The sequence below is a fragment of the Arthrobacter sp. DNA4 genome, assembly GCF_024362385.1.
Taxonomy (GTDB): Bacteria; Actinomycetota; Actinomycetes; order Actinomycetales; family Micrococcaceae; genus Arthrobacter.
Window position 1 is genome coordinate 3,827,503 of the sequence record NZ_CP101466.1, and the last position, 13,047, is coordinate 3,840,549.

Here is a 13,047-nt window from a genome sequence, read left to right on the forward strand (position 1 = left end):
GAAAGCGTAGCCCTTGCCGGTAAAGTGGAAAACATGGCGACTCGCAACAACCCCTTATTCGACACTGCCACCACACTGGGTAAGATCCTTCTTTTCCTTGGTGTGAGCGCGATTTGCGGTGTCCTCGTGGCGGGCCTGCTGGTCCCTGCCGCCGCCGTCTCCGGCAGCGCGGCAAGCGGTTCCATCGATTTCTTCGATTCCCTTCCGGCGGAACTGAAGGTTGATCCGCCGAGCCAGACCACCAGGATCCTGGCTGCCGACGGCAGCGAGATCGCCAGCGTGTACACGGAGAACCGCACCAAGGTTCCGCTGGACCAGATTTCACCGAACATGAAGAACGCCATCATCGCGGTGGAGGACAGCAGGTTCTACGAGCACGGCGGCGTGGACACCACCGGCATCCTCCGCGCGCTGGTCGCCACCGCCCGCGGCAACAAGCAGGGTGCGTCCACCATCACGCAGCAGTACGTCAACAACGTCCTCAACGCCAACCTCGCAGCCGCCGGCGAAGAGGACCAGATCAAGCTCAATGGCGTCAACAAGGGCGTGGGCGACAAGCTCCGCGAAATGAAGCTCTCCATCGCGCTGGAGAAGGAGTTCACCAAGGACCAGATCCTTGAGGGCTACCTGAACATCGTGTTCTTCAACCGTGACGCCTACGGCATTGAAGCGGCGTCCCACTACTTCTTCAGCACCACCGCCAAGGATCTGACCCTGCCGCAGGCAGCGCTCCTGGCAGGCCTGGTGAACAGCCCCTCCGCCTTCGATCCCATCACCAACCCGGAGAAGTCCAAGCAGCGGCGTGACCTGGTGCTGGGTCTGATGAAGGACCAGAACAAGATCACCGCGGAGGAATACCAGGCCGCCGTGGCCACGCCGGTGGAGCCCAAGGTGACCCAGCCGAAGCAGGGCTGCGCATACGCCGCTTCCGCCCCGTACTTCTGCGACTACATCCTGCACCTGCTGGAGAACAACCCGGCTTACGGAGCGGACGTCAAGGAACGCCAGCGCCTCATCTACGGCGGCGGCCTGACCATCACCACCACCCTTGACCCCAACGCCCAGGCCACGGCCCAGGAGCAGGTCAACGCCGCCACCGGGGCCAATCCCGATAAGTGGGGCTCCTCGATGGTGTCCGTGCAGCCGGGTACCGGCAAGATCGTCTCAATGGCCCAGAACACCACGTTCCTGCCCGGCCAGGGCTTTGATTCCCAGTTGAACTTCAATGTGGACAAGCTGGACAAGGACGGCAACGACCTCAACGGCGTTGGCGGCTTCCAGCCCGGATCCACCATGAAGCCCTTTACCTTCGCTGAGTGGCTCAATGAGGGGAAGACCATGAACACGGTGGTCAACGCAGCCCAGCGCGTGTATCCGCTCAACTACCCGTGGAAGAACACCTGCGGCAAGGTCAACGGCGCGTACAACACGGCGCAGAAGTCCTTGGGCGCAGCGGACGACCTCCAGAACGCTGAGCCGCAGTGGTACCGCCCGCTCACCGTCCTTGAGGGCCTCTACAACTCCATCAACACCGTGACGTTCGCGTCGGCGGCCCAGCTGGACTTCTGCGGCATCCAGAAGATCGTCGACGCCGTGGGCCTGCACAGCGGACTGCCCTCGGCAGACGGCAGCGAGCCGCACCCCAAGGTGGACATGATGACGCTGGGCAACCTGCTCGGTTCCACCCAGACATCACCGCTCACGATGGCCAGCGCGTTCGCCACCTTCGCGAATGACGGCAAGTACTGCGAACCCATCGCCATCACCTCGGTTGTGGACGCCACCGGCAAGCAGCTCCCGGCGCAGTCCAGCAGCTGCCGCGATGCCATCAAGCCCGAGGTCGCCCGCGGCGTGAACTACGCGCTTCAGGAAGTCATGAACCGGGGCTCGGGCGCACTGATCCAGCCGCGGCTTTCCACCAAGACCAGCTTCCCCATCGGCGCCAAGACCGGTACGTCCAACAACAACGGTTCCACCTGGGTTGTTGGCCACACCACCGGCCTGGCCACCGCCGCCTGGTTCGGTGACCCCCTGGGCGGACAGAGCCGCGCGGGACAGAACATCACCGTCAACGGGAAGTTTTACCAGGGCATCGACGGTTACATGATCGCCGGGCCGATGTTCTCCAACTTCATGACCAAGATCGCTCCGGCCTACGGGACCAACCCGTTCCCCGCGCCTCCCAGCAACATGATCAATGGCACCACCGCCAACACGACGCCTGGACGGACCACTCCCCAGGCAACCCAGGCTCCTGTCCCCGCCCCGCAGGCGACGCAGGCGCCGGTCACCCAGGCGCCGGCACCGGCGCCCGCCCCCACCAGCAATGGGAACGGCAACGGCAACGGCAAGGGAAACGGCTAAACACGCATGAATATCGATAGCCTGGCAAGCCGCGCCCGTTCAATCGGGCGCGGCTTTGCCGTCACTGCCGGAGCCGGGGCCGCGGCCGGAATGGCCGCTTTCGGGTATGGCCTGTGGGAGAAGAACCAATTCGTCCTCCGCGAGGAAACCCTGGCCATCCTCCCGCCCGGCAGGGCCCCTTTCCGGATCCTGCACCTGAGCGACATCCACTTCGTGCCCGGGCAGAAGAAGAAGGCTGACTGGCTTGGGTCACTTGCCGACCTCCGGCCGGACCTGGTGGTGAATACAGGCGACAACCTCAGCCACGTCAAAGCAGTGGACCCGCTGCTGGATGCCCTGAAGCCGCTGCTGCGGTTCCCCGGCGTCTTCGTCCCGGGTTCCAACGACTATTTCGCACCCAGCCCGAAGAATCCCGCGTCCTACTTGCTGGGACCGTCCAAGGTGAAGCCCAAACCTGTTGCCCTTGACTGGCCGCGCCTGCGTTCAGGGTTTGGCATGAGCGGCTGGGTGGACCTGACCAACCGTCACCAGTCGGTTGTCCTCAACGGCATGCGCTTCGATTTCTCCGGCGTCGATGATCCGCACCTGAAGCGGGAACGGTATGCCGGCTGGCCCCGGGGAACGGTCAACCAGGATTCGAATGACCACCTCCGGATTGCCGTCATCCATGCGCCGTACCAGCGGGTGCTGGACCACTTTACGGAGGACGGTGCGGACCTGCTGCTGGCCGGTCATACGCACGGCGGCCAGCTGTGCCTCCCCGGTTACGGCGCCATCATCGCCAACTGCGACATTCCGACCTGGCGGGCCAAGGGCCTCAACGACTGGTCAAGCAACGGAAGCACGACGCCGGTCAACGTCTCCGGCGGGATCGGCACCTCGCGTTTCGCCCCCGTCAGGATCGCCTGCAAGCCGGAGGCTGTTCTGCTGACCTTGACCTCCCCCAGCTGAGCGTCGCATTACAGGGTGCAATAACTGGGGAAGCAGTCAGAGGGCCGCGGCATCCCTGTGAATCGTCTCACTCAATGGCTTAGGGTTGTTGCTAGAGGAAACTACATTCGTTTTAGAGCTTGAGAAGCGGGCATGGCCAAGCAGACTCCCTTTTTCCGATCCATCAGCCGTCTTTATCCGCACGTCCGGCCCATCATCCCCCGGCTTTTGCTCGGCCTTCTCTGCGCACTTCTGGCCAGTGTGGTGGCATTGACCATCCCCCAGGTGCTGCGGGTCCTGGTCAACACTGCCCTGCAGCCCGGGGGTTCGACGGAGGCGGTCTGGACCTCTGCAGGCGTCATCCTGGTACTGGGAGTCGCCGAAGCGGGACTGGTGGCCCTGCGCCGACAGTTCGTGATCAACCCTGCCACCACCGTGGAAACGCGGATGCGGGTGTCGCTCTATGACCATCTCCAGGAACTGACCGTCTCCTTCCACGACCGGTGGGGCTCCGGGCAGCTGCTGTCCCGTGCCATGACCGACCTGAACTTCCTCCGGCGGTGGATGGCCTTCGGCGCCATCATGCTGGTGGTCACCACCCTGACCGTGGTCATCGGCATCGTGGCCATGTTCGCGATGAGCTGGCAGCTGGCCCTGATCTTCCTTGCCGCCGCCGTTCCCATCATCATCAACAGCTTCCGGTTCCGTACCCGGTTCAGCAAGGTGGCCAGGCGCAGCCAGGACCAGGCCGGCGACCTTGCCACCACGGTGGAGGAATCCGTCCACGGCATCCGCGTGCTCAAGGCGTTTGGGCGGAGCCGGGAAGCCCTGGAGAATTTCAACGAGCAGGCTGAGGAACTGCGCCAGACGGAGATTGAGAAGGCACGCCACCAGGCAACGTTCACCCTGGTGGTCACCCTGCTTCCCGAGCTGGCGCTGGGTGCCGGCCTCGTGGTGGGTGTCATGCTGTGCGCGAGCGGCGAATTGAGCATCGGCGCCCTGGTGGCGTTCTTCGCCACTGCGGCAGTCATCGCCTCCCCCGTGGAGTTCTCCGGCATGCTGCTGGCCATGGCACTTACCGCCAAGACCGCCGTCGACCGCCACTACGAAGTGATGGACACCCGGAACACCATCAGCAGCCCCGCGGAGCCCCGGCGGCCAGGCGAACTGGCCGGTGCGCTCCACTTCACCAACGCAACCTTCGCCTTCGAGGATGCCTCGGACAAGCCGATCCTCAAGGACATCAACCTCGACGTCAGGCCCGGGGAAACCATGGCCCTGGTTGGCATCACGGGCAGCGGAAAAAGTGCGCTGATCCAGCTGGTGCCGCGCCTTTACGACGTCACCAGCGGGGCCATCAGCATCGACGGCGTGGACATCAGGGACTTCGAGGTGGAGGAACTGCGCAGGATTGTGGGCGTGGCCTTCGAGGACACCACGCTCTTCTCCAATTCGGTGCGGGATAACGTCCTGCTCGGCGCGCCCGTCCGCTCCGAGGAGGTCCTGGACGAGGCCCTCGACGTGGCGCAGGCCCACTTCGCCTACTCCCTGCCCCAGGGCGTGGACACCCTGATCGGCGAGGAGGGCCTGAGCCTGTCCGGCGGCCAGCGGCAGCGCATCGCCCTGGCCCGCGCCATCGCCGCCCGTCCGCGCGTCCTGGTCCTGGACGATCCCCTGTCCGCCCTGGATGTCCACACCGAGGAACTGGTGGAGGCACGCCTCCGGGAGGTCCTGAAGGACACCACCACCCTCATCGTGGCCCACCGGCCGTCCACGGTAGCCCTCGCTGACCGTGTGGCGCTGCTGGAGAACGGGCGCATTGCCGCCGTGGGAACGCACACCGAACTGCTGGCCCGCAACCAGCACTACCGCTACGTCATCGCCAGCCTGGACCGGGAGCCGCGGGACCTGGACACCGAACTGTCGGCACTTGAGGACCAGGCTGAGGAAGTGACCCGATGACTACCGCATCGTTCGGCACAGCCAACGAAGACAACGCCCACCTCACCAAGGCGGAGAGCCGGGCAGTACGACGCCGGTCGCTCGCCTTGCTGGGGTCGCTGATCCGTCCCGTGCGGGTGCGGTTCTGGCTGACCATCGCCATGGTGGTGCTCTCCCAGGCCGCCCGGGTGGCGGGGCCCGCCCTGATCGCCTTCGGCATCGACCACGCCCTCCCCGCCCTCCAGGCCGGCAACAACCTCCCGCTGGTGTTCACCGGAGTCGCCTACCTGCTGGCAGCGGTTGCGACGGCGGGACTCACCGCCCTGTACGTCACCTCCACCGCGCGGCTCAGCCAGGCCATGCTGCTGGACCTCCGGGTCCGCGTGTTCCGGCACACCCAGCGGCTCAGCCTGGAGTTCCACGAAAAGTACACCTCAGGCCGCATCATCGCGCGGCAGACCTCTGACCTTGAGGCGCTGCGGGAGCTCCTTGACTCGGGCGTCAGCTCGCTGGCCTCCGGAATGTTGTTCATGGCCTTCACCGCTGCCACCATCTTTGCCCTTGACTGGCGGAGTGGACTGCTGGTGCTGGCCGCCGGTGTGCCCATGTTCTTCCTCTCGCGCTGGTACCAGAAGCACTCGCAGATCGCCTTCCGGGAATCACGCGTGGTCTCTGCCCGGCTGATTGTGCATTTCGTGGAAACCATGACCGGCATCCGCGCCGTGAAGGCCTTCCGCAAGGAGAGGGAAAACTCGGAGCGCTACGGGAAACTGGCTGAGGACTACCGGCTGGTGACCGTCCGCTCCATCAACCTCAACGGCATCTTCCAGCCCGGCCTGGTGCTGATCGGCAACGTCTGCGTCGCCGTCGTCCTGCTCTTCGGCGGGTTCCGCGTGCTGGGCGGCGACCTTGCCGTGGGCGTGCTCCTGGCCCTCATTCTGTCCACCAAACGGTTCTTCCAGCCCGTGGACCAGATGGCCATGTTCTACAACTCGTTCCAGAGCGCGCAGGCAGCCCTGGAGAAAGTTTCCGGACTCCTCGAGGAGGTGCCAACGGTGCGGCCGCCAAAGAACCCGATCGCACTGCCCAACGCCACGGGGCGCATCGACTTCAGCGACGTTGAGTTCCGCTATGGCGACGGCCCCGTGGTGGTGCCCACCCTGGACCTGCACATTCCCGCCGGGCAGACCGTGGCCCTGGTGGGCCAGACGGGTGCCGGGAAATCGACCCTCGCCAAACTCATCGCCCGGTTTTATGACGTCACCTCCGGCACGCTCACCCTGGATGGTGTGGATCTCCGGGACCTGGCCACTTCCGACCTCCGCCGGAACATCGTCATGGTCACCCAGGAAGCGTTCCTCTTCAGCGGCTCCGTGGCGGACAACATCGCCCTGGGCAGGCCGGAGGCGTCACGCGCTGAAATCGAAGAGGCTGCCAAGGCAGTGGGAGCACACGAGTTCATCCTGGAACTTCCCGAGGGCTACGACACGGACGTCAACAAGCGCGGCGGCAGGGTCTCCTCCGGCCAGCGCCAGCTGATCAGCTTTGCCAGGGCCTTCCTGGCCCGGCCGGCGGTGCTGATCCTGGATGAAGCCACCTCCTCGCTGGACATCCCGTCCGAACGCCTGGTACAGGCCGGGCTGGCCAGGCTGCTGGCCGGCACGGAAGCAGCGCGGAGGACCGCGCTCATCATCGCCCACCGGCTTTCCACGGTGGAGACGGCGGACCGTGTCCTGGTGGTCCACGACGGTCGGATCGTGGAGGACGGCACCCCTGAAGAACTCATCGGCGGGGGTGGCCGGTTCGCTGACCTGCACGGGGCATGGAAGGATTCGTTGGTTTAAGGTTCCCGGGGGTTCCCCGGCGTCCGGATTTCGCATCGGGACCCTGGATCGGCTATCCTTGTAAAGTTGCTTTTGCAGCGGATCGGGATGTAGCGCAGCTTGGTAGCGCGCTTCGTTCGGGACGAAGAGGTCGCAGGTTCAAATCCTGTCATCCCGACCATAACGAAAAGAGGGTCTCCTTACGGAGGCCCTCTTTTTTGCATCTCGATGTGGTTACGGCAAATCCCCACATGTGACACCCATCAGTTAAAAGGAACAGCCCCGGAGCTGTTGCTCCGGGGCTGCCTTCGCCTCCTGTTGTGAGGAAGCTATCTAGACGGGGTCAGGCCAGTTGCCGGTGTAGGTGACGTAGCTTGTGTCGGTGGTGGTGCTCTTCTTGTCTTTTTTCACCTTGCCGGAAACAGGATCAGGCCAGTTGCCGGTGGCTACAGCTACATGCTCGGTGTCGGCAAGGGAACCTGCCGCCAGAACGGCCGGGGCGGCCGCCGAAAATGCCAAGGCACCAGCCAAAACGGCTGCCGCTGCAATCTTCTTCAACATATAAGTTCCTCAATACGAGTCGGATTCGTTACAAAGCCAGCACTGTCCTTGTTGACACACATTGTAAAATGTTTTCCACAGGGGCTGTCAAGCCCCCGTGCACGTAGTCCGGAAGAGGAGGAGTCCCGTGGGCAATGGATTCGGGGAAAAGCTCAGGGCGGAGCGGCTCGAGCGGGGCATGACCCAGGCTGAGCTGGGCAAAGACCTTTATTCACCCAGCTACATCTCCCTACTCGAAACCGGACGTCGTGAGCCAACGGCCGAGGTCATTGAGGAATTAGCCCGGAGGCTCGAATTGGCGCCGAAGGCCCTCGAGGCGTGGAGCCAACCTATCTCCGTCAGCGATGCTGAATATGTTCTCGCGGGCCTGTATGCCCGCCAGGCCTGGGACCTAAGGGATTACCCATTGGCGGCCAGTCACGCTGCCTCCGCCGCCCAAATAGCACTCGAAGGCAGGAACACGAGTGCCTGGTGGAACATGAGCTACATGCAGGCGGAGTGCCTGCTGAAACATGGCGATCTGCTCGAGTGCCGGCAGTTGACCGAGAGGCTTCTCGAACACCCGATGGCACGGGAGTCTGCGGGGCTGGGGGCGCGTGCCCGCCAAATGCTGGCCGTGGTGTACCAGCGCCAGGGCCAGCTGACCACAGCCGTCGATCTCGCCACTGATGCCGTAGAGGTCGCGCAGCAATTGCCCAAGGGCTCAATTATCACTGTCGGCGCCTACAGGGCACTGATTGGCGCCTTGGCCGAAAGTGGCCGCCTCGACGATGCCTGGAAGTACTGTCAGGATTTGCTTGGACAAGTCGATGAAGACGCCATGACGCAACTGGCCGGAGAAGTCGCTTGGGTGGTCGGCAATGTGGCGTTCATGCGCCACGACTACACCGAGGGCGTGAAACACCACGAGCGGGCGGCCCGTCTGCTCTCCCCCGCCAATGACATTGAGTTGTGGGCGCGGTTCAACAAGGCCTCTGCGGCGGTCAGGCTTTCCTCAGGCATCGTGGAACCGGAAACGCTGGCTGCGATCGAGCGCGCCGAGCTGGCGTTCTCCATTGTCAGCGGCACCAAGAGCGATGAGCTCGAAGTCGCCTTCATCCGCGCACGATGGCTCTACTTAACCGGGGACATTGTCGCCGCCGTCGAGAAACTCCGGGCGATCCACGCGGAGAATTCAGAGCTCGCCAAGCACACCGCGGGTGAAGTTTCTCTCCTCCTGGGCAAGTCCCTCAAGGCCGCAGGCGACACGGAGGAAGCGCTGGTGCACCTTGAGGAGGCACAAAAGGCCTTCATTGCCGCCGGCGCGCAGGACCGGGTGCAGCAGGCGCTGGATGCCATCCTCGAAATCAAACTGGCGCAGAAACGCGCGGCGGCGGCTTCCAAAGCCAGCTGACCACGGGGCCCGCTAACCAGAAAGCCAGTTAACCGAAAAGCCAGGCAAGCCCGCGGACGGCGGGCCCACCTGGCTTTTGGTTACGTCCTAGGAAAAGGTCTTTCCGGTGATCTTCTCGTACGCCTCGACGTACCGGCTGCGGGTTCGGTCCACCACGTCTGCCGGAAGGGCCGGCGGCGGGGTGTCGGATGACTTGTCCCAGCCGGATTCGGCCGAGGTCAGCCAGTCACGCACGTACTGCTTGTCGTAGGACGGCTGGGCCTGTCCCGGCTTGTAGGTGGCTGCGTCCCAGAAGCGCGAGGAATCGGGGGTCAGCACCTCGTCGCCAAGGGTGATCGAGCCAGAGACGGCGTCGTACCCGAATTCAACCTTGGTGTCCGCCAGGATGATGCCGCGCTCCCGGGCGATCTTTTCCGCCGTCGTGTAGATCTTCAGGGTCAGCTCGCTGAGGCGGCCGGCGATGTCGTCCCCCACCAGGGCCACCACGGCGTCGTAGGTGATGTTCTCGTCATGCTCGCCGATCAGGGCCTTGGCGGACGGGGTGAAGATCGCGTGCTCCAGCCGGGATCCGTCCACCAGCCCCTCCGGCAGCGGAATGTTGCACACCGTTCCGGACGCTTTGTATTCCACCAGCCCGGAACCGGTGAGGTAGCCGCGGGCAATGCACTCCACCGGGAACATGTCCAGCTTTTTGCAGATCATGGCCCGGCCTTCAACCTCGGCGGGAACACCGTCCTCAACGGTGGAGCCGAGCACGTGGTGTTCAACGCCAAGCTGGTCGAACCACCACAGGCTCAGCTGGGTGAGGATGCGCCCCTTGTCAGGGATTTCGCTGGACAGCACGTGGTCGTAGGCGCTGATGCGGTCGCTGGCCACCACCAGCACGCAGTCCTGCCCGAACCGCTGAAGGACGGCTTCGTCGGCGGGCTCGTAGAGGTCGCGGACCTTGCCGGAATATATGTGCTTCCAGCCGGGCAGGTCCAGGGTGTCGGTGGCGTAGCCGCGGTTCTCGGGAGTGGTCATGTCAGGCCTTTGCTTTCACGATGGGCATCGAGCCCGTGGCGCCGTAGGGCACCTTGATTTCGCCGCGGGCGGCCTTGCCGGCAATGTCGCTGCGGAACTGGGAGCCTTCCAGCTGAACCAGCTCCACGCCGTCGTACGCCCGTTCGCGCGCCTCCATCAGGTCGCTGCCCAGGGCGACGACCGCCAGGACGCGGCCGCCGGCGGAAACCACCTTGCCGTCCGCGTCCAGGGCGGTTCCGGCGTGGATGACGTGCACGCCGTCCAGGGCTTCCACCTTCTTGAGGCCGCGGATGCGGTCGCCCGTGCGGGGCTTGTCCGGATAGTTTTCGGAGGCGATGACGACGGCGACGGCGGTTTCCTTGGCCCACCGCAGCTCTTCTGCCTTGTCCAGTTCGCCCTTGGCGGCCGCCATCAGCAGCGCACCGAGGGGGGTCTTGAGCCGGGCGAGGACTGCCTGCGTCTCGGGGTCGCCGAAGCGGACGTTGAATTCGATGACCCGGGTACCACGGGAGGTGAGGGCCAGGCCGACGAACAGGACGCCGACGAAGGGGGTTCCGCGGCGGGCCATTTCGTTGACCGTGGGCTGGGCTACCCTTTCGAGGACTTCCTGCACCAGGCCCTCGGGCGCCCACTCGAGCGGGGTGTAGGCACCCATGCCGCCGGTATTGGGCCCTTCATCGTTGTCGAAGATGCGCTTGAAATCCTGGGCGGGCGAGAGCGCCACGGTGTTCTGGCCGTCGCAGAGGACAAAGAGGGAAACCTCGGGGCCGTCCAGGAATTCCTCGATGACCACCGAGCCGCCGGCGTCAAAGCAGGACTGGGCGTGGGCCAGGGCTTCGTCACGGTTCCTGGTGACCACTACGCCCTTGCCGGCAGCCAGGCCGTCGTCCTTCACCACGTACGGGGCACCAAAGGTGTCCAGGGCGGACGCTGCTTCCTCGGCGTTGGTGGCCACGAGGGCCATGGCAGTGGGGACGCCGGCCTCCGCCATGACCTCTTTGGCGAAAGCTTTGGAGGCCTCCAGTTGGGCAGCAGCCTTGCTGGGTCCAAAGACGGGGATACCGGCTTCACGAACGGCGTCGGAGACACCCGCGGCCAGTGGAGCCTCCGGGCCCACCACCACCAGGTCCACGGCCAGCCGGGTGGCCAGTTCCGCAACCGCATCCGGATCATTGCCGTTGATGTTGTGTGTGGGGACCAGCTTGCTGATCCCGGCATTGCCGGGCGCCGCGTGGACTTCGGACACGTTGGGGTCGGCAAGCAGGGAGCGGACAATGGCGTGTTCGCGGCCTCCGGGGCCAATGACGAGTACCTTCACAGTGTCCAAGGGTACTTTGTGCACCCTTTCCGCTCCTAAGCTGTGTCCTTCCCCGCCCGGTCAATCCGTGCCGCCCGCCGCTCCGAACCATATTCATGACAAAGCTTCGAAACCGGATTACGGGCCCCGCCCCCATGGCCGCACTGGCAGGCGTGGTGGCGGCCGCCGTCGTACTTGCCGTTGCGGAGCTGATTGGCGCATTCTTCACCGCCCGGGCAACGCCCCTGTTTGCCTTGGGCTCGACGTTCATCGACTTCACCCCGCCGTGGATGAAGGACTTTGCGATCGCCACCTTTGGTACGAATGACAAGGCCGCCCTGTTCGTGGGCATGGGCCTGACCATCGCTGTGCTGGCCTGCATCCTGGGCGTGATGGCCTACCGGAAGTGGGCCCTGGGAGTCCTGGGGGTCCTGTTCATGGGGGCCGTGATCGTGGCCTGCGTGGTGACCCGCTCCGGCGTCAGCGGCGCGGACGCCATCCCGTCCATTCTGGGAACAGTTGCGGCCTGGCGGTCCTGCGCCTACCATGGTGCCGCTGTGGGGGCTGAAGACGTGGCCTGAAGCGCCGGCGGACCAGGCGGACGACGACGACGCCACCCAGCAGGGTGCCGGCACCAACCGTCGGCGCTTCTTTGCTGCTGCCGGGGTTACCGCGGTGGCCGCCGGCATCGCCGCCACAGGCGGGCGGCTCCTGGGCGCGGCCCGCAGTAATGTCACCAAGGCGCGCGATGCACTCACGCTGCCGGCGCAGGCAAAGGCGGCGTCCCCCGTGCCGACCGGCGTCCAGTCCCCGGTACAGGGCGTCACGCCGTGGCTGACACCCAACAATGACTTTTACCGCATCGATACTGCCCTGAGCGTCCCGGAAATCAACATTGATGACTGGCAGTTGCGCGTGCACGGCCTCGTGGAGCAGGAGGTCACGCTGACCTTTCAGGACCTGCTGGACGCGCAGCTGATCGAATCCCATGTGACCCTCACCTGCGTGTCCAACCCGGTGGGCGGCAACCTTGCCGGCAACGCCAAATGGTTGGGCCTTCCCATCCGCGAGGTCCTTGCCCGCGCCAAGCCAAAGGACGGTGCCGACATGGTGCTGTCAAAGTCCATCGACGGTTTCAGCGCCTCCACCCCCTTGGAGGTCCTGCAGGATGACAGGGACGCCATGCTGGCTATCGGCATGAACGGCGAACCGCTGCCGCTGGAGCACGGCTACCCGGTGCGGATGGTGGTTCCAGGGCTCTACGGCTTCGTCTCCGCCACCAAGTGGGTGGTGGACCTGGAGGTCACCCGTTTCGCGGACAACAAGGCCTACTGGACCGAGCGTGGCTGGTCAGAGCGGGGTCCCATCAAGACCATGGCCCGCGTGGACGTGCCCAAGTCCTTCGCGAAAGTGCCTGCCGGGAAGGTCGCCGTGGGTGGTACCGCCTGGGCCCAGACGCGGGGCATCGCGAAGGTGGAAATCCAGATCGACAACGGCGACTGGGCGGAGGCCACGCTTTCCACCGAGGCCTCCACCGTCACCTGGCGCCAGTGGTCCTACGAGTGGGATGCCACGCCGGGCCCGCACTACATCAAGGTCCGCGCGACCGACGGCACCGGTGAGGTCCAGACTGACAAGCGTGCCGATCCGGTTCCCGACGGCGCCTCAGGCTGGCAGTCGGTAATGGTCACTGTTCAGTAGAAGGTGACTGTTCA

Annotated in this window: 8 protein-coding genes, 1 tRNA gene and 1 pseudogene; 7 read left to right on the forward strand and 3 right to left on the reverse strand. The window is 64.8% G+C overall.

What is annotated here, in order from left to right:
- The first annotated feature begins 33 nt into the window (after positions 1–33).
- The 5 genes from NMQ03_RS17710 (at position 34) to NMQ03_RS17730 (ending at position 7,239) form a co-directional block, all read left to right on the forward strand.
- Positions 34–2,364, forward strand: a complete 2,331-nt coding sequence (locus NMQ03_RS17710; RefSeq protein WP_255173268.1) for a transglycosylase domain-containing protein — start codon at positions 34–36, stop codon at positions 2,362–2,364.
- A gap of 6 nt (positions 2,365–2,370) precedes the next feature.
- Positions 2,371–3,315, forward strand: a complete 945-nt coding sequence (locus NMQ03_RS17715; RefSeq protein ID WP_255173269.1) for a metallophosphoesterase — start codon at positions 2,371–2,373, stop codon at positions 3,313–3,315.
- Positions 3,316–3,447: 132 nt separating this feature from the next.
- Complete coding sequence (locus tag NMQ03_RS17720) at positions 3,448–5,256, forward strand: ABC transporter ATP-binding protein (RefSeq protein ID WP_255173270.1); 1,809 nt, start codon at positions 3,448–3,450, stop codon at positions 5,254–5,256.
- A complete protein-coding gene (locus tag NMQ03_RS17725; protein WP_255173271.1) occupies positions 5,253–7,079 on the forward strand; it encodes an ABC transporter ATP-binding protein in 1,827 nt (608 codons plus the stop codon). Before NMQ03_RS17720 ends, NMQ03_RS17725 begins: the two co-directional genes overlap by 4 nt.
- An 83-nt stretch (positions 7,080–7,162) precedes the next feature.
- Positions 7,163–7,239 (forward strand) — tRNA-Pro (locus NMQ03_RS17730).
- 152 nt (positions 7,240–7,391) lie between these two features.
- Here NMQ03_RS17730 and NMQ03_RS17735 read toward each other — a convergent pair.
- Positions 7,392–7,619 carry a hypothetical protein gene (locus NMQ03_RS17735; RefSeq protein WP_255173272.1) on the reverse strand — a complete coding sequence of 76 codons (228 nt, stop codon included), beginning with the start codon at positions 7,617–7,619 and terminating at the stop codon, positions 7,392–7,394.
- Positions 7,620–7,746: 127 nt separating this feature from the next.
- On the opposite strand from NMQ03_RS17735, the gene NMQ03_RS17740 reads away from it, so the two are divergent.
- Positions 7,747–9,012, forward strand: coding sequence for a helix-turn-helix transcriptional regulator (locus NMQ03_RS17740; RefSeq protein ID WP_255173273.1), 1,266 nt, complete (start codon positions 7,747–7,749; stop codon positions 9,010–9,012).
- Between the two features lie 87 nt (positions 9,013–9,099).
- Here NMQ03_RS17740 and NMQ03_RS17745 read toward each other — a convergent pair whose 3' ends face one another.
- A complete protein-coding gene (locus tag NMQ03_RS17745) occupies positions 9,100–10,035 on the reverse strand; it encodes a phosphoribosylaminoimidazolesuccinocarboxamide synthase (protein WP_224027039.1) in 936 nt (311 codons plus the stop codon).
- 1 nt (position 10,036) lies between these two features.
- Positions 10,037–11,353 carry a phosphoribosylamine--glycine ligase gene (gene purD / locus NMQ03_RS17750; protein ID WP_255175660.1) on the reverse strand — a complete coding sequence of 439 codons (1,317 nt, stop codon included), beginning with the start codon at positions 11,351–11,353 and terminating at the stop codon, positions 10,037–10,039.
- Between the two features lie 95 nt (positions 11,354–11,448).
- Here purD and NMQ03_RS17755 point away from each other — a divergent pair.
- Positions 11,449–13,033 (forward strand): annotated as a pseudogene (locus tag NMQ03_RS17755) (molybdopterin-dependent oxidoreductase).
- Positions 13,034–13,047 lie beyond the last annotated feature (14 nt).